General features: G+C 41.8%; 27 protein-coding genes. 22 read left to right on the top strand and 5 right to left on the bottom strand.

Annotated features, from left to right (window positions below; translation table 11 throughout):
- The first annotated feature begins 431 nt into the window (after positions 1 to 431).
- Both syd and KO511_RS11710 read left to right on the top strand, forming a co-directional pair.
- Positions 432 to 977: a SecY-interacting protein gene (gene syd, locus KO511_RS11715; protein ID WP_215987606.1), complete on the top strand. Its 546-nt coding sequence runs from the start codon at positions 432 to 434 to the stop codon at positions 975 to 977.
- A 2-nt stretch (positions 978 to 979) separates the two neighbouring features.
- Positions 980 to 1756, top strand: a complete 777-nt coding sequence (locus KO511_RS11710; protein ID WP_215987605.1) for a Zn-ribbon-containing protein — start codon at positions 980 to 982, stop codon at positions 1754 to 1756.
- A 16-nt stretch (positions 1757 to 1772) separates the two neighbouring features.
- Here the strand turns inward: KO511_RS11710 and KO511_RS11705 are convergent, their stop codons facing one another.
- The 4 genes from KO511_RS11705 to KO511_RS11690 are packed head-to-tail and all read right to left on the bottom strand — an operon-like array spanning position 1773 to position 4130.
- Positions 1773 to 1946, bottom strand: a complete 174-nt coding sequence (locus KO511_RS11705; protein ID WP_215987604.1) for a DUF2897 family protein — start codon at positions 1944 to 1946, stop codon at positions 1773 to 1775.
- Positions 1946 to 2629, bottom strand: coding sequence for a M15 family metallopeptidase (locus KO511_RS11700; protein WP_215987603.1), 684 nt, complete (start codon positions 2627 to 2629; stop codon positions 1946 to 1948). Before KO511_RS11700 ends, KO511_RS11705 begins: the two co-directional genes overlap by 1 nt.
- A 2-nt stretch (positions 2630 to 2631) precedes the next feature.
- Complete coding sequence (gene dapE / locus KO511_RS11695; protein ID WP_215987602.1) at positions 2632 to 3765, bottom strand: succinyl-diaminopimelate desuccinylase; 1134 nt, start codon at positions 3763 to 3765, stop codon at positions 2632 to 2634.
- Positions 3766 to 3776: 11 nt separating this feature from the next.
- Positions 3777 to 4130 carry an ArsC family reductase gene (locus KO511_RS11690; RefSeq protein ID WP_215987601.1) on the bottom strand — a complete coding sequence of 118 codons (354 nt, stop codon included), beginning with the start codon at positions 4128 to 4130 and terminating at the stop codon, positions 3777 to 3779.
- A 226-nt stretch (positions 4131 to 4356) separates the two neighbouring features.
- Between KO511_RS11690 and KO511_RS11685 the strand changes: the two genes are divergently transcribed.
- Positions 4357 to 4644, top strand: coding sequence for a winged helix-turn-helix domain-containing protein (locus KO511_RS11685; RefSeq protein WP_215987600.1), 288 nt, complete (start codon positions 4357 to 4359; stop codon positions 4642 to 4644).
- Positions 4645 to 4682: 38 nt separating this feature from the next.
- Here KO511_RS11685 and KO511_RS11680 read toward each other — a convergent pair whose 3' ends face one another.
- Entirely contained in the window at positions 4683 to 5030 is a 348-nt protein-coding gene (locus KO511_RS11680) for a DUF2956 domain-containing protein (RefSeq protein ID WP_215987599.1), read from the bottom strand.
- Positions 5031 to 5148: 118 nt separating this feature from the next.
- On the opposite strand from KO511_RS11680, the gene KO511_RS11675 reads away from it, so the two are divergent.
- From KO511_RS11675 to fliJ, 19 genes are all read left to right on the top strand, one after another.
- On the top strand, positions 5149 to 5616 hold the full coding sequence (locus KO511_RS11675) for a DUF2919 domain-containing protein (protein WP_215987609.1): 468 nt from the start codon (positions 5149 to 5151) through the stop codon (positions 5614 to 5616).
- Positions 5617 to 5697: 81 nt separating this feature from the next.
- A complete protein-coding gene (locus KO511_RS11670) occupies positions 5698 to 6600 on the top strand; it encodes a Dyp-type peroxidase (RefSeq protein ID WP_215987598.1) in 903 nt (300 codons plus the stop codon).
- 119 nt (positions 6601 to 6719) lie between these two features.
- On the top strand, positions 6720 to 7472 hold the full coding sequence (locus tag KO511_RS11665) for an SDR family oxidoreductase (protein WP_215987597.1): 753 nt from the start codon (positions 6720 to 6722) through the stop codon (positions 7470 to 7472).
- A 73-nt stretch (positions 7473 to 7545) separates the two neighbouring features.
- Entirely contained in the window at positions 7546 to 8679 is a 1134-nt protein-coding gene (locus KO511_RS11660) for a flagellin (protein ID WP_215987596.1), read from the top strand.
- Between the two features lie 236 nt (positions 8680 to 8915).
- Positions 8916 to 10049: a flagellin gene (locus KO511_RS11655; RefSeq protein WP_215987595.1), complete on the top strand. Its 1134-nt coding sequence runs from the start codon at positions 8916 to 8918 to the stop codon at positions 10047 to 10049.
- A gap of 226 nt (positions 10050 to 10275) precedes the next feature.
- Positions 10276 to 11409, top strand: coding sequence for a flagellin (locus KO511_RS11650; protein WP_125321024.1), 1134 nt, complete (start codon positions 10276 to 10278; stop codon positions 11407 to 11409).
- 70 nt (positions 11410 to 11479) lie between these two features.
- Positions 11480 to 11908, top strand: a complete 429-nt coding sequence (gene flaG / locus KO511_RS11645; RefSeq protein WP_215987594.1) for a flagellar protein FlaG — start codon at positions 11480 to 11482, stop codon at positions 11906 to 11908.
- Between the two features lie 20 nt (positions 11909 to 11928).
- Positions 11929 to 13950 (top strand): flagellar filament capping protein FliD, encoded by a 2022-nt coding sequence (fliD, locus tag KO511_RS11640; RefSeq protein WP_215987593.1) that lies wholly within the window; start codon positions 11929 to 11931, stop codon positions 13948 to 13950.
- Positions 13937 to 14260, top strand: a complete 324-nt coding sequence (locus tag KO511_RS11635) for a flagellar protein FliT (RefSeq protein WP_215987592.1) — start codon at positions 13937 to 13939, stop codon at positions 14258 to 14260. Before fliD ends, KO511_RS11635 begins: the two co-directional genes overlap by 14 nt.
- Before the next feature lie 11 nt (positions 14261 to 14271).
- Positions 14272 to 14682, top strand: a complete 411-nt coding sequence (gene fliS, locus KO511_RS11630; RefSeq protein ID WP_125321028.1) for a flagellar export chaperone FliS — start codon at positions 14272 to 14274, stop codon at positions 14680 to 14682.
- A gap of 255 nt (positions 14683 to 14937) precedes the next feature.
- A complete protein-coding gene (locus KO511_RS11625; protein ID WP_215987591.1) occupies positions 14938 to 16404 on the top strand; it encodes a sigma-54 dependent transcriptional regulator in 1467 nt (488 codons plus the stop codon).
- A gap of 123 nt (positions 16405 to 16527) precedes the next feature.
- The gene (locus KO511_RS11620) at positions 16528 to 17589 is read left to right on the top strand and encodes a sensor histidine kinase (RefSeq protein ID WP_215987590.1); all 1062 of its coding nucleotides are present in this window, start codon (positions 16528 to 16530) and stop codon (positions 17587 to 17589) included.
- The gene (locus KO511_RS11615) at positions 17589 to 18989 is read left to right on the top strand and encodes a sigma-54-dependent transcriptional regulator (RefSeq protein ID WP_215987589.1); all 1401 of its coding nucleotides are present in this window, start codon (positions 17589 to 17591) and stop codon (positions 18987 to 18989) included. The genes KO511_RS11620 and KO511_RS11615 overlap by 1 nt, the downstream gene beginning before the upstream one ends.
- Positions 18990 to 19085: 96 nt before the next feature.
- Complete coding sequence (fliE, locus tag KO511_RS11610) at positions 19086 to 19397, top strand: flagellar hook-basal body complex protein FliE (RefSeq protein ID WP_125321032.1); 312 nt, start codon at positions 19086 to 19088, stop codon at positions 19395 to 19397.
- 79 nt (positions 19398 to 19476) lie between these two features.
- Complete coding sequence (gene fliF / locus KO511_RS11605; RefSeq protein WP_215987608.1) at positions 19477 to 21162, top strand: flagellar basal-body MS-ring/collar protein FliF; 1686 nt, start codon at positions 19477 to 19479, stop codon at positions 21160 to 21162.
- Positions 21155 to 22204, top strand: a complete 1050-nt coding sequence (gene fliG, locus KO511_RS11600) for a flagellar motor switch protein FliG (RefSeq protein ID WP_215987588.1) — start codon at positions 21155 to 21157, stop codon at positions 22202 to 22204. The genes fliF and fliG overlap by 8 nt, the downstream gene beginning before the upstream one ends.
- Positions 22205 to 22228: 24 nt before the next feature.
- Positions 22229 to 23029: a flagellar assembly protein FliH gene (fliH, locus tag KO511_RS11595; RefSeq protein ID WP_215987587.1), complete on the top strand. Its 801-nt coding sequence runs from the start codon at positions 22229 to 22231 to the stop codon at positions 23027 to 23029.
- Positions 23029 to 24354 (top strand): flagellar protein export ATPase FliI, encoded by a 1326-nt coding sequence (gene fliI, locus KO511_RS11590; protein ID WP_215987586.1) that lies wholly within the window; start codon positions 23029 to 23031, stop codon positions 24352 to 24354. Before fliH ends, fliI begins: the two co-directional genes overlap by 1 nt.
- Before the next feature lie 3 nt (positions 24355 to 24357).
- Complete coding sequence (gene fliJ, locus KO511_RS11585) at positions 24358 to 24798, top strand: flagellar export protein FliJ (RefSeq protein WP_215987585.1); 441 nt, start codon at positions 24358 to 24360, stop codon at positions 24796 to 24798.
- Positions 24799 to 24924: the final 126 nt, after the last annotated feature.

Here is a 24924-nt window from a genome sequence, read left to right as displayed (position 1 = left end):
CAGTCGAGGCTGATACAAAAGCTGGCAGTAATAGAATGAATATTATTATCAGGCGACTCAAGCGCAAAATCTCCATAAAGTCCTTTTGATCCTTATTTAGGTGCCAATACAATTAGTGACTATAAGCAATAGAATATTGATAATATCAGCAAAAAAACATTACTACACATTGTTAATCGTATTAATTGTCATTTGGGAAAGTACTCAATACCAACACTAAGAAATACCAAATTTTAGTCCATTAATGTTTAAGCTACGAGGAACAGGTTCAATAAAGAAGAACGGCTATATAGTCTCCTGGTTGTATGTTTGTCAGGAGAGCACCAGAGCGTTTGAATAATAGCTCATACTTTGGCTCTCTTTTGGATTAGAATGGCAAGAATTTTACGCAATACTACGCTGAAAAGCGAATATTCATATCGGAGAAAATCATGGCTGAACAAGCCCTTCTTGCACTGCTGTCTTTTAGTAAAAAATACCGTCAGGCGTATTTTGAGCGCTATGGTCACCAACCGACAAACGACCAGTTAGTTGATATGGCCTCTCCTTGTGTGCAAACCAAGAGAGGTGAGGTTGTAGAATGGCAAGCCTGTTCACGAGAACAAGAAGCAAACTTTGCAAACCTTGAACAAGGGATAGAGCTGACTCTACATCAGGATATTAAGGCGTTTTATGGGTCTCAATATAGCGCCGATATGAACGCCATATGGCAGGGTAATGATTTAACTCTTTTGCAAGTCTGGAGCGATGAAGATTTCGTACGTTTGCAGGAAAATATATTAGGTCACTTAGTGACTCAGCGGCGTTTAAAGTTGAAGCCAACGGTCTTTATCGCGGCGACGGATGCTGAACTTGATGTCATCTCAATTTGTAACCTCTCAGGTAATGTTATTCTTGAGCGCCTAGGTACCGATCAGCGTGATGTCTTGGCACAAAATATCTCGGAATTTCTTGAACAGTTGGTGCCAGCGGTATAACTATGTATGTAATTGAACTCCATTTTGAATGTTTTGATAACACCACCATAACGGCTGTTGATAAAGCCATTAACGGTTTAATGGATGCCCTACGCTACAATGGCCAAGTCCTTGGGCGGGAATTCCCTATCATTATGGGGGAGGGTGAGTTTTTTGTTCGTGTTGTGTGTCCTGAACAAGATAGTTTACACCCAAATTATCATTCTGACTTTGTGAAAGTATGTTTAGAGCGATTGTATGAAGCGAGTTTACTCGCACCTAAATTGAGTCTTCTCGGTCGAGATCTTAACTCTGAGCAAGCAGCTGAAAATGATCAGCCTAGTTGGCAAGTATTGTATACGACATATGTTCATACTTGTTCCCCACTAAGAAGTGGATCTACATTATTGCCAATTCCTCTTTATCGCCATTCTCCAACATTAAATGGCGATCATAAAGCGGTGATCAAGTGGCAGACTGAGTGGCAAGCATGCGATGAACTTCAAATGGCTGGAGCCTGTAGAGCTGAGCACGCTGCACTGCATGAAATATGTGATATAGATAGTGTGCTGTTTAAGCGCGGTTGGGATTTACGAGGACGTATAGAATGTATCACCAAGACTCCCACATACTATTACCAATATCGCGTAGGTGGGGACAGCTTAGCTAATGAAAAATTACGCAAATGTCCCAAATGTAGTGGGGATTGGTTACTAGATGAGCCAGAACACGATATTTTCCATTTTAAATGCGATGAATGTCGTATTGTATCGAATATCTCATGGGATCATATCAAGTAAAGCTATCAGCCCGCAGTTAGTGCGGGCCTGATTCATCTTTTTCTAAAGACTCTTGGCTACTATCTTCTTTTGATTTTTTATCTGGCTGACCAAATTTCATTTTGGCCGTATATTTAAGCGCTGCAATGTTTCCAATTACGACACTTAAAACGATAGCAATGATTACCCAAGGGTTAGTCAGAAATTCCATTAACCTGCCTTCGTACTAATATTAGTGATAAATTGACTGTAGATGGTATCTAACTCCGATAATACCAGTTGCTCGCAGCTTACATCGCAACTTGAAAGTTGCATGCGCAGGACTTGCTGATTAAACAATGATAAACATTCTGTGGCCGTTGCAAAGTGGCTAATATGCCAAGGCTCTGCTGCTATTCCACCTTTATCTTGTGCGTAAGGAAAGAAAAAACCAAATTTAGCCAGATTGCTTTTTAACCATTGATAAAAATGAACTTGGTGCCCTTCGAGATATTCCCAAGGTTCTAATTGCAATTGTGAATCCTTTGGTAAGCTTGCTCTATCAAAGACATCGAAGTCAGTTCCCCAATGGTGTCTACTCGCTCCTGGTAGCGCAGACCAGCGGAGAATAGCATAGATTTTTTCGCGTTCGGAAAGCTTTTCCACATCAATGGGCTGACTATTGTGGTCTAGGATAGTGAGTTGACCAGACATTTTTCGGTTCCAGATGGATTTCTGTTTTTCAAATTCGCGAAATCCACTTGCTATATGGAAATCAAACCCTGACTGAACAGCTGCGTCCCTCAATGACTTTAGATCAGCTTCAACCATCGAGTGTACAAGCAATAGTTGATCTCCGATAGCTGTATTGACGAGGTGTGTCGGTGTTTTGCCAACCAGCTGTTCAGGTGTCATTATCATACCAATAGGTTCTCAAGCGTCATTTGGTACATCTTAGTCAGTTTTTCAAGATCGTCGACTTTCACACACTCGTTAACTTTATGGATGGTAGCGTTGACTGGACCAAGTTCAACAACTTGCCCTCTCATACGTGCAATAAAACGACCATCTGAGGTTCCACCAGTAGTGAGCAGCGCAGGCTTAGTTTGATTTACGGCTCCTACAGCGCTAACTACTGCATCAAGTAATTTACCCGTATCGGTTAGGAACGGGTCACCATTAAAAGTCCAATCTAGGTGATACTCTAAGTTGTGTTTATCTAGAATCTCAGCCACACGTTTCACTATGATCTCATTATTGAGTTCTGTACTAAAACGCAGGTTAAACTGAACGTTAAACTCACCCGGAATGACATTAGATGCGCCAGTGCCCGCTTGAACATTTGGGATTTGAAAGCTAGTTGGCGGGAAATAGTTATTTCCTTGGTCCCACTCTGTTGATGCCAGTTCATTAAGTGCAAGCAAAGATTGATGAACAGGATTTTTTGCTAAGTGGGGATAAGCAACGTGCCCTTGGATGCCTTTGACCGTTAAATCGCCAGTGATAGAACCTCTGCGACCATTTTTTACAACGTCGCCGACGACTTCTGTACTTGATGGTTCGCCAACAATACACATGTCAATATTTTCACCACGTTTCATCAAGGCTTCTACGACGCGTACGGTTCCATTGATAAAGGGGCCTTCTTCATCGGAAGTGATCAGAAAACCAATTGATCCCTTGTGATTAGGATATAGGGTGATGAACTGTTCAACCGCAACGACCATTGAGGCTAATGAACCCTTCATATCTGCCGCTCCTCGGCCATGGAGGAAGCCATTTTTTATACGAGGTTCAAATGGTGGCGTGTCCCATAACTCTATATTACCTGCTGGGACGACATCGGTATGTCCTGCAAAAGCAAATAGAGGAGCCTCAGTTCCTCGACGTGCCCAGAAGTTAGTCGTATCTTCAAAGACCATCACTTCTATTTCAAAACCTAGAGCTTTTAGACGCTCTATCATTACATTTTGACAGCCTGCATCTATAGGGGTTACCGACTGGCGACTAATAAGATCTTTTGCTAGAGCCAAAGTAGGTGTATCAGTCATGCTCTCATTCCTTACACAGCAGAGAAAATGGCGGAGTATTGTTCGGCTTTAAAGCCAAGATGGTAATGGTTATTTGTGACTAGAATAGGGCGTTTAATCATAGCTGGATGCTCATTTAACAGCTCAATTGCCAACTCTTCATTAAGGCCATTTTTTTGCTCCTGGCCTAATTGACGGTAGGTTGTGCCACGCTTATTAACGACATTCTCCCAGCCGAGGTGCTGACAAAATTTTGCAATCATATTTTTATCAACGCCTTGTTTTCGGTAATCATGGAATTGAAATGCTATCCCTTCTACTTCTAGCCATTTTTTGGCTTTTTTTATCGTGTCACAATTAGGGATTCCATACATGATGATTGTCATAACTCAACCTTTAAAGAGACTTTAGTAAACTTTATTGACGCTTTGGGCATCCTAGCAGGAAGTCAACGTATAGACAAAAGTGTGTGGGAACTATTTTGCCTGCACAAAACATGCGTTCAATCTTTGATGAAGGATGAGTTATTGATCCAACGCAACGTATAGGTTTGCAAAACAGAAATAATGACTTTGTGCATAAGTAAAGTTTAACAGACTCAAGGAGAAACCAATGGAACTCAACCCTGTTTTTGCTAGGCGTTTATATCTAGCACTATTGGTGCAAAGTATTGATAGACCTAATATGCCTAAACTTGTAGAGAATACAGGCTGGCCACGTCGCACTATTCAAGACGTTCTTAAAGCATTACCTGGAATTGGTATCGAGTTGAGATTTATTCAAGACGGACGCCGCCATAATGATGGTTACTATCAACTCTCAAACTGGGGCCCTTTTGATTACAAGTGGGTGGTAGATAGGCAGGTGGATATTGAAACTAGTCTAGGCTTTAATGTTTGATAATTTATAGGGTGATGAACACATCGTCCCTTGTTGGATCACAATTGTGCAATGTAGCTAATAAAACCAATCCAACTTAAGATAAGTAGTGCCCAAGAAATAATAAGGGGGGATTTAGTCTGTAGAACCGATATTTGGATATTTTCATTGTTTGGTTGAATCTTTGTATCAAGCTCAACTAGTTTGACTTTTTTTGCTTTTTTCTTGGCTTTACCTGCTTGGCGTGTCTTTTCTTTGTGCTGCTTTTTATACTGGACAATGCCTTTTTCTATTCCTTGAGCAATGAGTTTAGTTTGTTCTTTTGTCTGGCCCGGTTTTTGTGTTGCTTTAGCGATTTTTAAGGCTTCTTGTTGAGTTTCAATAGAAGGGGAAAAGTTACTTTTCATTGGTTTTAATTACTTATAAATTTGAGTACTTACATCTTAACATGAGTTAAGTTTTTTCAGAGATAGCAATATAAAATGAATAGTATAAAGTAGAGTTATTATTAATAGTTATGATGTTATTGTGCGATACAGTCTAGAACAATATGATAAACATGGTTTTCTTAAGGCTTCATTTTGGCTTTGGCTTGGTTGGTTGCTTCTCGCGAAAGCCTGGGTGATTTTTACTCTAGCGGGAGCAAGCCGAGAAAATGGGGCTCAAATACTCGATATTATTTACCCAGATCATAATCTTTTTTATTTAGATTTGGTTATGGGGTTTCCTAGCCTTGTTTTGATGTGGTCTATCGGATTACGAAGTCCAGATAGGACTTGGATTAATAAAGTAGTTGGTATGGCTAGGCCGACAACATTGATAGTGATTATCGGCCAGTTTATTCAAACCATTTATTATGTGTATCTTGAGCATGGCATGTTCAAATGGTCTAACGCTGTCGCTCTAGTTATTCTATTATGGTTTATGCTTTATACCTACAAGAGTCGTCATGTGAGAGATTGTTTGAGTTACACTCCCTCAGTGGCAGATTGATATAATCTGTTGAGAGTCTTATTAATACAATTACAATAAACATAATACACTGGTTAAATTTTTAGATGTGAGGAAATAACCATGCCGACCCCTCAAAGTGCTATTCTCCCTGAAGCGAGCCCTTTCGCTCAGTATACTTTGTTGAAAGTGAAGCAAAATCAAGTGGCAGTTTTAAAACAGCTTCAATCGTTACCTTTTCTAGTTGAAGAACTTAATACACAGCAACTTGGAGCTGAGTTAACCGCTTCGATTGCTTTTACCAGATCATTTTGGAGTCAACTTGAAGGGCCTATCCCTGAAGAGTTAATTGATTTCCCTCAGCTAGGTGAAGGAGATATGCTGGCACCAAGTACAGATGTTGATGTGTTAATACATTGCCACTCAAAGCGTCATGACCTACATGTTCACCTTCTTTGTAAGTTATTTGAGAATCTTGCTGAAGATGTTTCGATTGTCGATGAAACCTATGGGTATCGTTATTTAGATGCACGCGATATGACTGGATTTATCGATGGCACAGAAAATCCGCACGGTAGCCAGCGTCATGAAGTGGCGGTTATCCCTCAAGGAATATTTTCTGGTGGAAGTTATGTGATGTTGCAACGTTTTGTACATAATCTACCTGCATGGAATCGACTTAATGTCTCAGCCCAGGAAAAAGTCATTGGACGTACCAAGTCTGATTCAATTGAATTAGACAATGTACCTGCTGCTTCTCACGTCGGTCGTGTTGATATCAAAGAGGAAGGAAAAGGACTTAAACTCGTTCGACATAGTTTACCTTACGGCAGTATATCAGGGGACCATGGTTTATTATTTATTGCCTATTGTCATACTTTGCACAATTTTAAAGTGATGCTAGAGAGTATGTATGGAGTAACGGACGGGAAATACGATCAATTGCTGCGATTTTCAAAGGCAGTTACAGGGGCTTACTTTTTTGCACCATCTGCCCAAATGCTGCAAGCGCTGCAGATAAAGTAATGTAATTCAAACCTTGTCCCAACGGAGCCGAACCATTGTGTTCGGCTTTTTTATGGTTCCTACATGATATAGACTTAAATTTTTTGTTATATATGCTTTTATCTAAAAAAGGTGGAGTTATGAGCCATTCAAAAGTAGCCATAATTACTGGTGGTGGACGTGGTATCGGAGCTGCAACTGCGAAGCTTTTTTCTCATCATGGTTATGCAGTGTGCATTAATTATAAATCTAACTCTGATGCAGCCAATACACTTGCAAAAGAGATAAATGCCAATGGTGGGCATTGTATTGCTGTGCAGGCAGATGTCTCTCAAGAATTTGAGGTTAGCCGTTTATTTGAAGTGGTAGATAAAGAGCTCGGTTCATTAGCTGTTCTTGTCAATAATGCCGGCATGTTACACAGGCAGATGCGTTTAGATGAAATGAACGCAGAACGAATAAATACCATTTTGGTTAATAATGTCACGAGCTATTTTTTATGTTGTCGTGAGGCTGTGAAGAGGATGTCAACTTATCATGGTGGCTCTGGTGGAGTGATTGTTAATGTATCGTCGACGGCTGCCAGAACAGGCTCTCCAAATGAGTATATTGATTATGCAGCGTCGAAAGGTGCCATTGACACCTTAACCAAAGGTTTGTCTCTTGAGGTAGCAAAAGAGAAAATAAGGGTTAATTGTGTTCGACCTGGGTTGATTCATACCCAAATGCACGCAGACGGTGGAGAGCCCCAGCGTATCGATAGACTAAAAGGTAACATTCCAATGCAACGTGGCGGATTGCCCGAGGAAGTGGCAGAAGCAATTTATTGGCTTGCCTGTGAAAAGTCATCGTTTTCTACGGGTAACTATTTGGACTTAGCGGGCGGCTTATAGGTGATAAAAACTAAAGAAAATCGCTTTAGGCCGATATAAGTAGTTATCCTCTTGAGTTATATGACCCAGTATTATGTCCATCACTGTAAATACTAATGTTTCAGCAATGACGGCGCAGAGGTATCTAACCAATGCGACGGATATGCTGAACCAATCTCTGGAGAGATTATCTTCAGGGTATCGAATTAATAGTGCAAAGGATGATGCTGCCGGTTTACAGATCTCTAACCGCCTAGAAGCACAAATGAGAGGCTTAAGTGTTGCAATGCGTAATGCTAATGATGGCATTTCTATAATGCAAACAGCCGAAGGCGCAATGAATGAGACTACCACCATTTTACAACGTATGCGTGATCTTTCTCTGCAATCAGCAAATGGTTCGAATAGCCGCTCGGAGAGGATTGCCTTACAGGAAGAAATGACGGCTTTGAATGATGAATTAAATAGAATTGCTGAAACTACTTCTTTTGGTGGGCGTAAGCTACTCAATGGATCCTTTTCTAGCTCATCTTTTCAAATTGGCGCAAGCTCCGGTGAAGCGGTTCAAATCTCGATGAAAAACATGCGTTCCGACAGTTTAGATATGGGTGGCTTTAGCTATGTTGCTGCGGTAAAAGCGGATCGGGATTGGCAGGTTACGCAGGGCTCTGAAGTATTGGTTATGGATTTTACAGATGCTTTTGGTCAGCAGGAATCGATTCAGGTTCAAGCCAAAATTGGTGACGATATTGAAGAGCTCGCTACATATATTAACGGTCAAACAAGCAAAGTGTCTGCATCAGTTAATGAAGATGGCCAGCTGCAAATTTTTATGGCAGGAGAGGTAACGTCTGGCACGATTTCTTTTTCTGGCAGCTTATCCAATGAATTACAAATTGGTTTATCAGGTTATGAAACAGTTGATAACCTGAATATTTCTGATGCGGGAGGTGCCCAGCGAGCGGTGTCAGTGATTGATACTGCTTTGCAGTTTGTCGATAGTCATAGAGCTGAGCTAGGGGCCATGCAAAATCGGTTTGGTCATGCTATCAGCAATCTAGGTAATATTAACGAAAATTTAGCGGCCTCAAATAGCCGTATTAAAGATACCGATTACGCAAAAGAAACAACCCAGATGGTTAAACAGCAAATCTTACAACAAGTCAGTGCCTCTATTCTTGCTCAGGCAAAACAGCAGCCGAACCTGGCACTCACTCTACTTGGTTAAGCCTCCGCTTCCCTCGACAATACTCTTTAAAGCTTTAGTAAAAAATTCGTTTTTCTGAAATTTTTTCGGCCTTGGTCAAATTTCATCTTCTGAGAGTATTTTTTTCAAAAATAGCTTAGAAAAAAGCTCAAGGTTTTAAAAATTGAGCCGTTAATAAAAGTAACTTTGAGAGAACTACTTTGATTTTCCGAGACGTCGGGAATCGCAATACAGGAAAATCAAATGGAGAAATCATCATGGCAGTGAATGTAAACACTAACGTAGCAGCAATGACAGCACAGCGTTACCTAAATAGCGCTAACAATGCGCAGCAAACGTCAATGGAACGTCTATCTTCAGGTTTTAAGATTAATAGTGCAAAAGACGATGCTGCGGGCCTCCAAATCTCAAATAGATTAACATCTCAGAGTAGAGGTCTTCATGTGGCAGTACGTAATGCTAATGACGGTATTTCAATTGCACAAACTGCGGAAGGTGCGATGAATGAAAGCACCAACATCCTACAGCGTATTCGTGACCTATCTCTTCAATCAGCAAACGGTTCTAACTCAAGATCAGAGCGAATTGCATTACAAGAAGAGGTAACGGCTCTTAACGACGAACTCAATCGTATTGCTGAAACTACATCATTCGGTGGTAACAGATTACTAAATGGCACATATTCAACCAGAGCTTTCCAAATTGGATCGAATGGTGGTGAAGCGGTGATGCTAACTCTCAACAACATCCGCTCTGATAATGTTGGTATGGGCGGTGGCATGTATCACGCAGCAAACGGTAAAGATAAAGATTGGGTAGTTGAAGTTGGCGCTAACGACATAGTTATGGATCTTACTGATATAGAAGGTAATGCGCAAACAATCACTATTAACACAAAAGTTGGTGATGATATCGAAGAGGTTGCTACTTATATCAATGGTCAAACTGAGCTAGTGGGTGCATCCGTTGATGAAGAAGGTAAACTACAGATTTTCGCTGGGACAGATAAGGTAGTAGGTGATGTTGCTTTCAGTGGTGGATTAGCCGGTGAATTAAACATGGGACCACGAGAAGCAGTAACCGTTGATACTATTGATGTGACTACAGCCGGCGGCGCTCAGCAATCAGTCGCTATTGTTGACTCAGCTTTGAAATATATAGATAGCCATAGGGCTGAACTTGGTGCTTTCCAAAACCGATTCACACATGCAGTTACTAACTTAGATAATATTAATGAGAATGTGAATGCATCTAAGAGCCGAATCAAGGATACAGATTTTGCCAAAGAAACTACTTCATTGACCAAATCACAGATTCTATCTCAGGCTTCAAGTTCCATCCTAGCTCAGGCAAAAGAAACGCCAAATACAGCTTTAAACCTTCTTGGTTAAATACCAAAGACAAAAAAAATCCAGCATTAGCTGGATTTTTTTTGTTTATTAATCATCTGATTTTAAATAATTTTTTTTATTTTAATCCATATCTGATTTTTTTTTCAAAAAAATTCTCTAAAGGATATATTCACTCAGCCGTTACAAAGACTGAGAGAAATGAGATGTGCCAAAGCGAGGTGAGAGACGCGAAGGTGCATCACCCTTAATGCCTAAGGAGATCAGTATGGCAATTAACGTAAACACTAATGTGTCTGCGATGACTGCTCAGCGATACCTTAATGGGTCAGCTGACGGCATGCAGAGATCGATGGAGCGTCTATCATCGGGTTACAAAATTAATAGTTCCCGGGATGATGCAGCAGGACTTCAAATATCTAATCGTTTAACATCGCAAAGTCGTGGTTTAGACATGGCGGTGAAAAACGCCAACGATGGGATCTCGATTGCACAAACCGCAGAAGGTGCAATGAACGAGACGACCAACATCCTTCAACGTATGCGAGATCTATCACTTCAATCGTCTAATGGTTCGAACTCTCGTTCCGAACGTATTGCGATTCAAGAAGAGGTAACAGCACTCAACAACGAGCTCAACCGTATTGCCGAGACAACTTCTTTCGGTGGCAACAAACTTTTGAACGGTACTTATGGTAGCCAATCTTTTCAGATAGGTGCAGGCTCCGGTGAGGCTGTTATGCTCACTATGGGAAATATGCGTTCCGACAACGAAGGGATGGGGGGTAAAGCCTACACTGCACAAACTGGGCAAGACACTGACTGGACTGTCTCTCAAGGATCAACCGATCTGACTCTGGACTATACTGATGTATATGGTGAAGCAAAGCAGTTAACCATTAATGCCAAAGAAGGTGATGATCTTGAGCAGCTTGCGACCTATATCAACGGTCAAAGCCAAGACGTTAAGGCATCTGTTGGTGAAGAAGGTAAAATGCAATTGTTTGCTGGCAATAATCGAGTCGCATCTGATGTCACCATCGGTGGTGCTTTAGGAGGTGAAATAGGTTTTGGAGCCGCAGAAGACAAGACAGTTTCTGACGTTGATGTCTCTACGGTTGCTGGTTCGCAAATGGCTGTATCCATCATAGATGGTGCTTTGAATACCGTTGATAGCCAGAGAGCGGAATTAGGGGCATTCCAGAACCGTTTTGGTCATGCAATCAGTAATTTGGATAATATTAACGAGAATGTGAATTCTTCTCGTAGTCGTATCCGAGATACTGATTATGCAAAAGAAACGACTCAGATGACTAAGTCGCAGATTTTGCAGCAGGCAAGTACTTCTGTACTGGCTCAGGCCAAGCAATCACCGTCAACAGCTCTTAGCTTATTAGGTTAATCGATAGGTTCGAACGAGCTTATTGGTAGGTAACAGAGTTACCAACCTATAAGGTGGAAGGGAGATTGTTATGGAAATACCATCCAACACATCGAACGTCCAGCCTTACGGCTCAGAAAGTGGCATTAAATTTGCTTCAAAGTATGATGGTGCACAGCAAATTTCCTCGCGGAAAGAACAGGTTGCTACAGTCGAGGTAAGAGAACAAGCTGATCAAGCTGTTGAACAAGCAATAGAAGCGTCTCAGCAACGTGAAAAGCTCAACAGGGAAGATCGGCAACGTATGGTACAGCAAATGAATGATTTCATTTCGTCCATTAATACCGGCTTATCTTTTCGAGTCGATGAAGAATCGGGAAGAGATGTAGTAACTATTTATGAAGCGGATACTGGTGCTATTATTCGCCAGATACCCGATGAGGAAATGTTAGAAATACTGCGACGCCTGAGGAATCAGACAGCTCGATATTCGTCGGGTCTTCTGAACCATAAGGTTTGATCGTGTTTTGAGGTGATTGAATGAGCTTTGGCCCCGTAGGGATGAATTCTGGCATGGATATCAATGCCATGGTCAGCAAAGTTGTTGATTCGGAGCGTGTTCCTAAACAGCAACGAATTGATAATGAGCGTGACAAAATTGATTCCAGTATCAGTGCCTACGGTCGGCTCAGAGAGTCGTTGGATACAATGAAAAACTTGATGGCGAGCTTTCGTCAAGAGAAAGCTTTTGCTGCGAGAAAGGTTGAATCGACAGATGAGGCCGTCGTATCTGCGACAGCAACCACTGAAGCTATCGCTGGTAGATATGCTATTGATGTGTTGCAGCTTGCCCAGAGTCATAAAATTGCGTCGGATGTATTACCGCAAGATGCAAAATTTGGCCCGGGTAAGCTGCAGATTTCTTTGGGTAATAAAGAATTTACATTACAAGTAAAAGAGAATTCCAGATTGATTGATATTGTTCGCAGTATCAATGAAAGTAAAACTAACCCCGGTGTGAGAGCCTCTGTTATCAATGATGTCCAAGGGCCTCGTCTTATTGTTGCATCGAGCAACTCGGGTGAAACTAATGCACTTAAGCTGAGTGCTGAAGCTGCGACAAGTAATTTACTAAAAAGACTCGAATACAAAACGCTTGAACAACGTGTCAAAGATCTTGAAGAAGCTCGATCGGTTGCTCAAGAGTTGATCAGCCCATTAACTGTTGAAGAGCAGGCTGTTGCTGATCGGATTGCAGAAAATAATCTTAAAGCGGCAAAGATTGTCGACCAAGAAATTGCCGATACGTCAAAGCAGGCGGCAATTGATGCCGATCCCAAGGCTGCCAAAGATGCAAGTGCAGATAATGAGTTATCAGATGTTGCGGCAACAGCCGCCGCCGCCGCAGGGACACAAGCCAATCAGTATATTAAACCACAAGATAGGATTCCAGGTTGGACAGACACTGCTTCTGGCACCCTATTAGATTCATATTGGGAGCCAGAATCTCAGCTTGATGAAAGGGCACTAGAGAAAGCTCCTGATGTCCCTGGTTGGAGCATGTCAGCTTCAGGTACTTTGACAGATTCCTATGTCACGCCAAAAGAAGCGCAAGTTGCATTAGAGGCTAAGCAGGCTGCTATTGAAGAGAAACTTGCTCAAGAAAAAGCAGTACTTGATGCACAAGTATTATCTGGTGAGCTGACACCTGAAGAAGCACAAGAAATTGAACGTTCTAAATTACCTTCAGAAGAAAGAGATTATCTCGAGCGTGTGGATCAAGCTCAAGCAGACCTAAAGTCAGCCCAAGAATCTTTTGATACCTATAGAGGTATGACACAAGTCCAAGCTGCTCAGGATTCTAAAGTGTTACTTGACGGAGTCGCACAGCTTTCTAGCGATAACAATATTATCGAAGATGCAATTGAAGGCGTAGATCTGACTTTAAAAGGTCGCTCAGATACAAGTAAAGCTCCTTCTGAAATTGATATTGAGTATGATCGCCAAAGAGTACGGGAAGATATTGAGCAATTCGTACTGGCTTATAACCAGTTCTATCAAGTATCCAAAGACTTAGCTGGTGTCGATCCAAATACAGGGCAAGCAGGACCCCTCGCGGGTGACAGTGTAGTTCGTAATGCAGATTCAAGGCTTAAATCAGTTTTTTCTACTCAAATAGAGCCCGCATCTAATGATCTTAAAACACTAACCGAATTTGGCATCGCAACAACTCGGCAAGGTACCCTAGAAATCAACTATGATATGTTAGATCGCCAGCTCAATAAAAACTTCAACAAGCTTGAAGACTTTTTTGGCGGTAATCAAGGTTTTGCTAAGAAAGTAGAAGAAGCGATACAAGGTCTTACCGGTGTGACAGGATCGCTAAGGACTCGTGAGCGTTCTATGACTGACAGAAACTATCGCCTTGATGATGACCAGACTGTGTTAGATAGGCGAATGGAGAGCCTTGAAAAACGAACGCATGCCAAATTTTCGGCAATGCAAGATGCAACAACCAATATGCAATCACAATTGTCAGGTATGATGAATGCACTCGGTTGATGATTTTTTGAAAAAACTCTCACTACTTGGTGATTTGGATCACAATATCACCTTTAAGCTTGCAGAAATTGAGATTAATCCTGAAGAAATTCTCGATCTGGTCGATAGAAGGGAACAGATATTGCTAACCTTGATCAGTACAATAAATGAGCATGAAGAGTTAGCGCAATTATCTGAATGGCAAGACGCCATTACGCGCACTCAGTTGACTGTCGAGTCGATGCAAAAGAAAACTGTGGAACTTGGCAGTAATTTGAAAAAGTACCGCTATGGCAATAAGTCACTTCAGCAGTACAAAAAATTTTTATAAAGAGGGTTGTTATGCGTGGTTCATTACAGGCTTACAAGAAGGTATCGGTAGATAGCCAGCTCAGTGCTGCCTCCCCGCATAAAATTGTTCAAATGCTAATGGCAGGAGCGATTGAGCGTTTGATTCAGGGTAAAGCGGCAATGGAGCAGGGCAATATTCCAATAAAGGGAGAAAAGCTAGGTAAAGCACTTGATATTATCATCAGTTTACGTAGTTGTTTATCTATGGATGATGGTGGTGATATTGCTCAAAATCTTGATCAACTCTATGAATTTATGATTACGCAAATAACAGAAGCTAATCATAAGAATGATCCTCAGCCAATTGATGATGTTATAGATATAGTTCGTGAAATTAAATCTGCATGGGAACAAATACCTGCTGAATATCACAACTTAACCGCAAATGATGCGGAAAAATAAAGAATAAGTTTGATTTATTCGACTTTATCGAATTATTTTACGCCAAAGCTTTTGGTATAAACATCACATCACCTAATCGCTTGGTTGCCTTTATTTTTTTATCAAATAGAATGTAAGCCACTGACTTTTTTAGTGGCTTAATTTGTTGCTAAATATTATAAATTGTCTATCACTAATCCTGTTCTATAGTTAGATTAGTCGCCAGAACAAAATATCAGTCACAACGTTTGAAAATAAAGGCAATAATTCTCACCTATGCAAGGTTTAGCTAAGCTACTCGTAATTGAAGATGATGCTCAAGCACGCATCGATCTGAGTAATATATTAGAGTTCGTTGGAGAACAGTGTGAACCGATTAGTTCTACACAGTTAAACGACGTAGATTGGTCCAATGTTTGGACTGGTTGTATTATTGGATCGTTGAAAAACAAGGATTTTTCATCTCAATTGACCAGTCAAATCTTAAAAGCAAATCATATTCCTTTACTTATTCTAGGAACCCATACTTATCCAGTTGAAGAAATGACCAATTATGTTGGTGAACTAGAGTACCCCTTAAATTACCCACAGTTAAGTGAAGCTCTGCGTCATTGTAAAGAGTTTCTTGGTCGTCAAGGAGTTAGCCTTGCGTCAGCCTCTCGTGATAATACCCTGTTTCGCAGTTTGGTTGGACAAAGCATTGGTATTCAGGAAGTAAGACATCTTATTGAGCAGGTTTCTGCTACTGAAGCAAGTGTTCTTATTCTGGGTGAGTCTGGTACGGGCAAAGAAGTTGTGGCACGTAATATCCATTACCATTCAACACGTAGAACAGGACCATTCGTGCCAATTAATTGTGGTGCTATTCCACCCGACTTACTTGAAAGTGAGCTGTTTGGTCATGAAAAAGGAGCTTTTACAGGGGCTATTACTTCTCGTAAAGGACGTTTTGAATTAGCTGAAGGTGGTACTCTATTTTTGGATGAAATTGGTGATATGCCAATGCCAATGCAGGTTAAACTGCTCAGAGTTTTGCAAGAACGCTGTTTTGAGCGGGTTGGTGGAAACGCGACAATAAAAGTTAATGTACGTGTTATTGCTGCCACTCATCGTAACCTAGAAAATATGATAAAAGATGAATCTTTTCGAGAAGATTTATACTATCGCCTCAATGTTTTCCCTATTGAAATGCCCCCTTTGCGCGATCGTATTAATGACGTGCCTCTATTACTTCAGGAATTGATGGTACGTATGGCATCTGAAGGGAGCCAACCTATTTGTTTTACCCCTCGTTCAGTGAATTCATTAATGGAACATAATTGGCCAGGTAATGTCAGGGAACTGGCTAATTTAGTCGAAAGAATGGTGATTCTTTATCCTAATAGCTTAGTTGATGTGAACCACTTGCCAACGAAATACCGTTATAGTGATATTCCTGAATTTCATCCTGAATATCATGCGTTTGCTTCGGTAGAGGAGCAGGAACGTGATGTATTACAAGACATTTTCTCGGAAGGTTTCAGCCTTAAGAAGGCTGACGGAATACATGATCATATCCATGCTCCTCAGGAGTTGCCTCCAGAAGGAGTAAACTTGAAAGAGATGTTGGCAGAGTTAGAAGTGAATATGATTAACCAAGCTTTAGAGGCTCAAGATGGAGTCGTCGCGCGTGCGGCAGATATGTTGAGTATGCGAAGAACAACGCTAGTTGAGAAGATGCGCAAGTACAATGTTGAACGCTAGTGCGTCAATTCTTAGTGTCGTCAAAATCCTGACTATCACTTAACCTTCTGAATTTAAATGAAAATAGTCTGGCTTGCTTCTTGCATTCCAGACTATTGTTGTTTTTAAAGGCAGAAATACGACATGCAAGCAACTCAAGCTATGATAACTCAAAAGCCACTTGGCACTATTGAAGAGCAAGTTGAAAGATACAAGCAAGTATTAGATGTTATGCCAGCTGGCGTTATCTTACTAGATACCCAAGGTGTGGTGCATGAAGCTAATCCGGAAGCTCAGAGACTGTTAGAAATGTCTCTTATTGGGCAAAAGTGGTTTGAAGTTATTCAAGATGCCTTTTCTCCTCGAGAGGATGATGGGCATGAAGTCTCATTACGTAATGGCCGCAAAGTGAGGCTTGCTATTTCTGCCTCGGCCACGGGGCAATTAATTCTTATTACTGATTTAACTGAAACACGACTTTTACAATCGCGTATTAGCGACCTTCAGCGTTTGTCTTCATTAGGAAAAATGGTGGCTTCATTAGCTCATCAGGTTCGTACTCCTTTATCCAGTGCGATGCTTTATGCGTCAAATCTAGGAGCTCCCAGCATAACAGCAGAGACTAAACAACGTTTTCAAACTAAGTTGATGGATCGTCTGCACGATCTTGAAAAGCAAGTTAACGATATGCTTCTGTTTGCCAAAGGTGGTGACAATAAAGTGGTGAAGCCTTTTACTATATCGGAGTTAGTCTCTGAATTTTCACCTATGGTTGAAACGTCCTTAAAGAACAATCAGATTGATTATCATCTTGAAATCGAGAAAAACCAAGTTCAGTTATTAGGTAACGTTAATGCGATAGCATCAGCATTAAGTAATCTGGTCATGAATGCTATTCAAATTGCAGGGAAACAGTCGCAAGTGGATGTGTTTTTTAGAGCCGTACGTAATGAGCTTAAGATTTCTGTCCAGGATAATGGCCCTGGGGTGCCGGAAGAATTACAGAATCAAATTATGGAGCCATTCTTTACGACTCGAACTCAAGGAACTGGACTTGGGCTTGCTGTGGTTCAGATGGTATGTCGTGCTCATGATGGAAGGTTAGAGCTGATTTCAGAGCAAGGGGAGGGGGCTTGTTTTACGGTCAGTATCCCTCTTGATAACAATTCACAATCTGAGCCTAAGACAATCACAGGAGAAGGATAATGACGCAAAGCAAAGTACTAATCGTAGAAGACGATGAAGGTTTGCGCGAAGCCCTAGTTGATACACTCGCCTTAGCAGGATATGAGTGGCTAGAAGCGGATAGCGCTGAAGATGCCTTACTTAAACTCAAGTCACACTCTGTTGATGTGGTTGTATCTGATGTACAAATGGCAGGCATGGGAGGATTGGCCTTACTGCGGAATATAAAGCAACATTGGCCTAACATACCTGTTTTACTGATGACCGCTTACGCGAATATTGAAGATGCAGTCTCGGCGATGAAAGATGGTGCTATAGATTATATGGCGAAACCATTCGCACCAGAAGTGTTGCTCAACATGGTCAGTCGTTATGCTCCCAATAAATCAGACGACAATGGTTATGCTGTTGTTGCTGATGGGAAAAGTCTCAAACTGTTGGCAATGGCGGAAAAAGTGGCAAAAACTGATGCTAACGTTATGGTTCTTGGGCCAAGTGGTTCGGGTAAAGAAGTTATGTCACGTTACATTCACAATGCTTCCAATCGTAAAGAAGGTCCTTTTGTTGCGATAAATTGCGCGGCTATTCCAGATAATATGTTGGAAGCCACCCTATTTGGCTATGAAAAAGGCGCTTTTACAGGAGCTGTGCAGGCTTGCCCTGGTAAATTTGAGCAAGCTCAAGGTGGAACTATCTTACTTGATGAAATTAGTGAGATGGATTTGAATTTGCAAGCTAAGTTATTACGCGTTCTACAAGAGCGTGAAGTAGAGCGCCTGGGAAGCCGCAAGAGCATTAAGCTCGATGTGCGTGTTTTGGCTACGAGTAACCGAGATCTCAAACTTTATGTGCAAGAGGGTAATTTCCGAGAAGACTTATATTACCGTTTAAACGTTTTCCCTATAGCGTGGCCAGCATTGTGTGAACGTAAAGGTGATATTGAGCCCCTTGCTAACCACCTCATTGAGCGCCACTGTAAAAAGCTGGGATTGCCCGTTCCTAAATTGTCAGTAACTGCTATGAATAAACTCCTTACTTATCATTGGCCTGGAAATGTTCGAGAGTTAGATAATGTTGTACAACGAGCTCTTATTTTAAGTGACAATGATGAAATTAATAATGAACATATACTTCTTGAGGGACTTGATTGGCAAGATGCGTGTAGTTTGCAGCATATAGTTGAAACTGGGCAGATTAGTGCTCCAAATTTAAAACCTTTAGTTGAAGTTGAAAATGAGCTCATTATAACGTCTGGATTAGGTGGAGAATTACGTGAACAGGAATATGCCATTATTTTGGATACTCTCGCTGAGTGTAATGGACGGCGTAAGGATATGGCAGATAAGCTTGGTATTAGTCCTCGAACATTACGCTATAAGCTCGCGAAAATGAGGGATGCGGGCATAGATATTCCAAACTAGTGTGCGGTTTTTTAGCTAAAATTTTATGGCATGTAGATTGCAGATTATTTTAACAACAGGGATTATGGTCAAAGTGTTGACGGTTGAGGTGTTGCAATGAAAGTGGATGGTTTTCAAGGTGAACTGCAAGCTATGATGTTTGAGGCGGCGAATACAAAGCCGACTGCAACAGGTCAGTCGGTAGGCAGTGATTTTAAAGATTTGCTCAATAACGCTATCAACAATGTGAATGGGTTGTCTAAAACCTCGAGCAATTTACAAATGAGATTCGATCGTGGTGATGAGGATATATCTTTGTCTGACGTAATGATTGCGCGAAACAAATCGAGCGTTGCATTCGAAGCTACTATTCAGGTACGTAACAAGCTTGTTGAAGCGTACAAAGAATTAATGAATATGCCAGTTTAATGGATAGGTATTGTCTGTGTCAGAAGAAGAAAATCAATCAACAGACCTAGCCGTAGCTGAAGGAGCTTCGGACACTGCCATGGTCGCATCATCAGACTTGGATGGTGACATTCAGAATCCAGATCTAGATGAGCAAAGTTCGAAAAAATTCGATATGGCTGTCGGAGACCTAGATCTTCTTCGCCAAGTTGTACTCGTTTTTTCTATCTCTATCTGTGTTGCTTTAATTGTGATGCTATTTTTCTGGGTTCGAGAGCCTGAAATGCGCCCTCTAGGTGCTTTTGAAACCGAAGAGCTTATCCCCGTATTGGATTACTTCGATCAAGAAAAAATAGACTATAACCTTGATGGCAACACGGTCTCCGTACCTGCCAGTGACTACAACTCAATCAAATTAGACATGGTCCGAGCTGGGTTGAACACTGAAAAGCAAGCGGGTAATGATATCCTGATGCAGGACATGGGGTTCGGTGTTTCTCAGCGTTTGGAACAAGAACGCCTTAAACTAAGTCGTGAGCTTCAACTCTCTACAGCCATAGAAGAAATGAAGCAAGTACGTAAAGCGCGTGTACTACTTGCATTACCTAAGCGAAGTGTTTTTGTGCGACATAATCAGGAAGCATCAGCTTCCGTTTTCTTAACACTAAGAATGGGGACTTCTCTTAAGCAGGAAGAGGTAGATTCTGTAGTAGATATGGTCGCAAGTGCGGTTCCAGGCATGAAGCCGAATCGAATTACAGTAACTGATCAGCATGGCCGTTTATTGAGCTCTGGCTCTCAGGACCCTGCGTCGGCAGCTCGCCGAAAAGAGCATGAATTGGAGCGCAAGCAAGAAGATGCCTTGCGTGAAAAAATAGATTCTGTACTTATCCCTATTCTTGGTTTTGGTAATTATACGGCGCAGGTGGATATTCAGCTTGATTTCAGCGCGGTAGAGCAAACTCGTAAACGTTTTGATCCCAATACGCCTTCTACTCGAAGCGAATACACTTTAGAAGACTACAATAATGGTAATGTGGTTGCAGGAGTCCCTGGTGCACTCAGTAATCAGCCTCCTGCTGATGCGTCTATTCCACAGGATGTTGCTCAAATGAAAGACGGTTCTTTATTTGGTCAAGGATCGGTACATAAAGAGGCAACACGAAATTTTGAACTGGATACAACAATTAGTCATGAAAGGCGTCAGACAGGTATTGTTAATCGTCAAACGGTAGCAGTGGCAATAAAAAATCGCTCAACAGTGAACCCTGATACAGGTGAAAAATCATATCAGCCTATTTCTGACACTGAATTGAAGTCAATTCGCGAAGTATTGATTGGCACTGTAGGTTTTAATGAAAGTCGTGGTGACTTATTGAACGTACTCAGTATGCAGTTTGCTGAACCAGAATCTGAAATCAAAGTGGACGTACCTATCTGGGAGCACCCGAATTTCAATGACTGGATGAGATGGTTAGCCAGTGCACTTGTTATCATTGTCATTGTTCTTGTGTTGGTTCGCCCTGCGATGAAGAAGCTACTCAATCCAGCTTCGGAAGACGACGACGATATGTATGGGCCTGATGGATTACCAATCGGTGCTGATGGTGAAACAAGCCTAATTGGCGGCGATATGGACGGTGGAGAGTTGTTTGAGTTTGGATCTACTATTGACTTACCCAACCTCCATAAAGATGAAGATGTGCTTAAGGCTGTTCGAGCTCTAGTAGCAAATGAGCCTGAACTCGCTGCACAAGTAGTTAAGAACTGGATGGAAGATGGCTAATGACGTAGCCCCTCAAGGTGAGGGTGGTGAAGAGAACACCATAGATATTGAGAGTGTACCCGGTGAAGAACGTGCCGCGATACTTTTGCTGAGTCTTAACGAAGAAGATGCAGCTGGAATTATTCGCCACCTAGAACCCAAGCAAGTACAGCGAGTGGGTAGTTCGATGGCTCAGGCAGCGAGCTTTAATCAGGAAAAAGTCAGTGTTGTTCACCGCGCATTCTTAGAGGATATTCAGAAATACACCAATATAGGTATGGGCAGTGAAGACTTCATGCGTAACGCATTAGTAGCTGCTCTTGGTGAAGATAAGGCTAACAACCTTGTTGATCAAATCTTACTAGGGACAGGGTCAAAGGGACTGGATTCACTGAAGTGGATGGACCCTCGCCAGGTTGCAACCATCATAATAAACGAGCACCCGCAAATTCAAACCATAGTGCTTTCCTATTTAGAACCCGATCAATCTGCTGAAATCTTGACGCAATTTGCCGAACGAGATGCCCTCGATTTGATTATGAGAATTGCAACACTAGAAGAAGTTCAGCCTTCAGCTCTAGCAGAATTAAACGAAATTATGGAGAAACAGTTTGCGGGTCAAGCTGGTGCTCAAGCAGCCAAAATTGGTGGTACTAAAGCTGCTGCAGAAATCATGAACTTTATGGATAACCAGATGGAAGGCATCATGATGGAACAAATCCGCGAGCAGGATGAAGATATGGCAACACAGATCCAAGATCTTATGTTTGTGTTCGAGAACCTTATCGAAGTGGACGACTCAGGCATTCAAAAATTGCTGCGTGATGTTCCGCAAGATGCCTTGCAACGAGCACTTAAAGGTGCAGATGATGCACTACGAGAAAAAATATTTAAAAATATGTCTAAACGAGCAGCAGAACTTATGCGTGATGATCTTGAAGCCATGGCACCAATTAAGGTATCGGATGTTGAAGCTGCTCAGAAAGAAGTATTGGCTGTCGCTCGTAAAATGGCTGACTCAGGTGACATTGTACTTGGTGGTGGCTCAGATGAATTCTTATAGTTTTGAACGTCAGGTGATATAGCAATGTCAGAGGAAAGAAAGCGTGGGTATCTACGTATAGAGGAGGGAGACCTAGCTCATAAGACTGAGTTGTGGGGTATGCCGGATTATTCATCGGATACTCGCACTCAAGCTAAAGATACAGCAATGAATTATGATCCTAGTTGGATGCCTGTTCTTCCTGAACCTCAGCAAGAAGCACCAAAAGAGCTAACAGCAGAAGAAATTGAGCAAATAAAGCAACAGGCCTACGAGAATGGTTTACTACAAGGCCAAGAAGCCGGCTTTACTCAAGGACATGAAAAAGGAAAAGAGCAGGGACATACCGAAGGCCATCAGCAAGGTTTTGACGTGGGTAAAGCAGAAGGAGTAGAGGCTGGACAAGAGCTGATTCAACAGCAAATTAGTACCTTTGTTAGCTTGGCCAACCAGTTTGCTCAACCACTGGAATTACTTAATGTTCAGGTTGAGAAACAGATTGTCGATATGGTGTTGATGTTAGTTAAAGAAGTGGTTCACGTAGAAGTTCAGACTAATCCTCAAGTGATACTAGATACCGTTAAACAATCGGTTGAATCACTCCCAATTTCAGGCCATTCCATTACACTAAAACTTCATCCTGACGATGTTGATATAGTCCGTTCTTCCTACGGAGAAGGGGAGCTAGAGTTCCGTAACTGGCTTATTGTTCCAGAGCCTGCTTTAAATCGTGGAGATCTACAAATTGAAGCTGGGGAGTCTAGTGTTAACTACCGATTAGAAGACCGAATTCGTAGCGTGCTTAAAAGCTTTTGTGGTGCAAACCATCATCAAGGTGGTGAATAATGTTAGCTCTGGAGCAGCGTTTATCAGATTATCAGACTGATGGCCTTACATGTCGCCCTGTAGCATCAGGAAAGCTGGTTAGAGTGATAGGCCTCACTTTGGAAGCTACTGGGTGTCGTGCTCCTATTGGTAGTCTATGCCAAGTTGAAACTATTCATGGCCATATGGACGCTGAAGTAGTGGGCTTTTCTGGGGATAATCTTTTTCTCATGCCAAGTGAGCAAATTACTGGGGTTTTGCCCGGAGCCAAAGTGACTCCGCTGACAACAGACTCAGGCTTACCAGTTGGTATGGAACTATTGGGTCGAGTAATAGATGGCGTAGGAAATCCACTTGATGGACTCGGCCCTTTGTACACAGAAAAACGGGCAACCTTTAGTTCGGAACCTATTAATCCTTTATCTCGTAAACCTATTTCGGAGCCTTTGGATGTTGGTATTAAAGCGATTAATGGGTTACTAACGGTGGGTAAAGGTCAACGTATTGGTCTGTTTGCGGGTTCCGGTGTTGGTAAATCTGTGACCTTAGGTATGATGACTCGCGGTACGACGGCTCAGGTAGTAGTGGTTGGTCTGATTGGTGAGCGGGGCCGTGAGGTTAAAGAATTTATCGAGGAAATATTGGGTGTGGACGGTCGTCAGCGTTCTGTTGTCGTTGCTGCGCCAGCCGATTCTTCTCCGCTAATGCGTCTTAAGGGTTGCCAAACAGCCTTGACTATAGCTGAATATTTTCGCGATCAAGGGCTAGATGTATTGCTACTGATGGATTCATTGACTCGTTTTGCTCAAGCTCAGCGAGAAATTGCTTTGTCTGTTGGTGAACCACCTGCGACTAAAGGTTATCCACCCTCTGTATTTGCTAAATTACCTGCACTAGTTGAACGGGCGGGAAATGGTAACCAAGAGTATGGGTCTATAACGGCTTTCTTCACCGTTCTTACTGAAGGTGACGATTTACAAGATCCTATTGCAGATGCATCACGTGCAATTCTCGATGGGCATATTGTCTTATCGAGAGAAATGGCAGATGCTGGACATTATCCAGCTATAGATGTTGAAAAATCGGTTAGCCGAGTAATGCCACAGGTAACAAACGAAGAACAAATGCTTATGTCGAAAGCAGTACGGCAGGTGCTATCCATATGCAGAAAAAACCAAGACCTCGTTTCTATCGGTGCATATAAAATAGGGTCCGATCCAGCTATCGATAGTGCATTTACACTCAAGCCGAGATTAGATAGTTATTTACAACAAGGTATGAAAGAAACAGTCCCCTTCGACATGAGTATTAGTATGCTGCGTAACCTGCTACAAGGGGAGGAGTAAGTTATGGATAATGCTGTCGTTTTTTTACTCGAACAATCTATCGCACGTGAGAATCAAGCGGTTCTTGCTTTAAGTCAAGCTAGGTCTGAATTACAAGACTATTATCAGCAATTGGAACAGATAGAACATTATCGTTTAGATTATTGTGAACAACTTGTAGAGAAAGGTAAACAGGGTTTGACGGCAAGTCAGTACATGCACCTGAATCGGTTTCTAACAACTCTCGATGAGACGCTATCTAAACAGAAGCAGGCTGAGCAACATTTTTTATCACAAGTAGAAAATTGTGAACAAAATTGGACTGAATGTCGAAAACAGCGTCGATCCTATGAATGGCTCATCGAGAAGAAGCGGCAAGAGAAAGAGCGAATACAGTATATACGAGAGCAAAAACAGATGGATGAGTTTACAGCTCTACAATTTGCTCGACGTCCGGCAAACTAGGATAAATAGCACACTGTTATTGCTATATATTTATGACTAATCGTCATTCTCTTTGTGTTTGGCGCACTTCTTGCTGGTAAAACATCATTAAATAATGCTGCGCCGCTGTTCATTGTTTTAATAATT

The sequence above is a fragment of the Vibrio hepatarius genome, from assembly GCF_018860525.1.
Lineage (GTDB): Bacteria > Pseudomonadota > Gammaproteobacteria > Enterobacterales > Vibrionaceae > Vibrio > Vibrio hepatarius_B.
The sequence above is the reverse complement of the archived record's forward strand: the minus strand, read 5'-3'. Positions and strand labels throughout refer to the sequence as shown.

Coding starts and splice junctions, on each gene's coding strand:
- syd (WP_215987606.1), top strand. CDS start 432: ATGGCTGAACAAGCCCTTCTTGCACTGCTGTCTTTTAGTAAAAAATAC.
- KO511_RS11710 (WP_215987605.1), top strand. CDS start 980: ATGTATGTAATTGAACTCCATTTTGAATGTTTTGATAACACCACCATA.
- KO511_RS11705 (WP_215987604.1), bottom strand. CDS start 1,946: ATGGAATTTCTGACTAACCCTTGGGTAATCATTGCTATCGTTTTAAGT.
- KO511_RS11700 (WP_215987603.1), bottom strand. CDS start 2,629: ATGACACCTGAACAGCTGGTTGGCAAAACACCGACACACCTCGTCAAT.
- dapE (WP_215987602.1), bottom strand. CDS start 3,765: ATGACTGATACACCTACTTTGGCTCTAGCAAAAGATCTTATTAGTCGC.
- KO511_RS11690 (WP_215987601.1), bottom strand. CDS start 4,130: ATGACAATCATCATGTATGGAATCCCTAATTGTGACACGATAAAAAAA.
- KO511_RS11685 (WP_215987600.1), top strand. CDS start 4,357: ATGGAACTCAACCCTGTTTTTGCTAGGCGTTTATATCTAGCACTATTG.
- KO511_RS11680 (WP_215987599.1), bottom strand. CDS start 5,030: ATGAAAAGTAACTTTTCCCCTTCTATTGAAACTCAACAAGAAGCCTTA.
- KO511_RS11670 (WP_215987598.1), top strand. CDS start 5,698: ATGCCGACCCCTCAAAGTGCTATTCTCCCTGAAGCGAGCCCTTTCGCT.
- KO511_RS11665 (WP_215987597.1), top strand. CDS start 6,720: ATGAGCCATTCAAAAGTAGCCATAATTACTGGTGGTGGACGTGGTATC.
- KO511_RS11660 (WP_215987596.1), top strand. CDS start 7,546: ATGTCCATCACTGTAAATACTAATGTTTCAGCAATGACGGCGCAGAGG.
- KO511_RS11655 (WP_215987595.1), top strand. CDS start 8,916: ATGGCAGTGAATGTAAACACTAACGTAGCAGCAATGACAGCACAGCGT.
- KO511_RS11650 (WP_125321024.1), top strand. CDS start 10,276: ATGGCAATTAACGTAAACACTAATGTGTCTGCGATGACTGCTCAGCGA.
- flaG (WP_215987594.1), top strand. CDS start 11,480: ATGGAAATACCATCCAACACATCGAACGTCCAGCCTTACGGCTCAGAA.
- fliD (WP_215987593.1), top strand. CDS start 11,929: ATGAGCTTTGGCCCCGTAGGGATGAATTCTGGCATGGATATCAATGCC.
- KO511_RS11635 (WP_215987592.1), top strand. CDS start 13,937: ATGCACTCGGTTGATGATTTTTTGAAAAAACTCTCACTACTTGGTGAT.
- fliS (WP_125321028.1), top strand. CDS start 14,272: ATGCGTGGTTCATTACAGGCTTACAAGAAGGTATCGGTAGATAGCCAG.
- KO511_RS11625 (WP_215987591.1), top strand. CDS start 14,938: ATGCAAGGTTTAGCTAAGCTACTCGTAATTGAAGATGATGCTCAAGCA.
- KO511_RS11620 (WP_215987590.1), top strand. CDS start 16,528: ATGCAAGCAACTCAAGCTATGATAACTCAAAAGCCACTTGGCACTATT.
- KO511_RS11615 (WP_215987589.1), top strand. CDS start 17,589: ATGACGCAAAGCAAAGTACTAATCGTAGAAGACGATGAAGGTTTGCGC.
- fliE (WP_125321032.1), top strand. CDS start 19,086: ATGAAAGTGGATGGTTTTCAAGGTGAACTGCAAGCTATGATGTTTGAG.
- fliF (WP_215987608.1), top strand. CDS start 19,477: ATGGTCGCATCATCAGACTTGGATGGTGACATTCAGAATCCAGATCTA.
- fliG (WP_215987588.1), top strand. CDS start 21,155: ATGGCTAATGACGTAGCCCCTCAAGGTGAGGGTGGTGAAGAGAACACC.
- fliH (WP_215987587.1), top strand. CDS start 22,229: ATGTCAGAGGAAAGAAAGCGTGGGTATCTACGTATAGAGGAGGGAGAC.
- fliI (WP_215987586.1), top strand. CDS start 23,029: ATGTTAGCTCTGGAGCAGCGTTTATCAGATTATCAGACTGATGGCCTT.
- fliJ (WP_215987585.1), top strand. CDS start 24,358: ATGGATAATGCTGTCGTTTTTTTACTCGAACAATCTATCGCACGTGAG.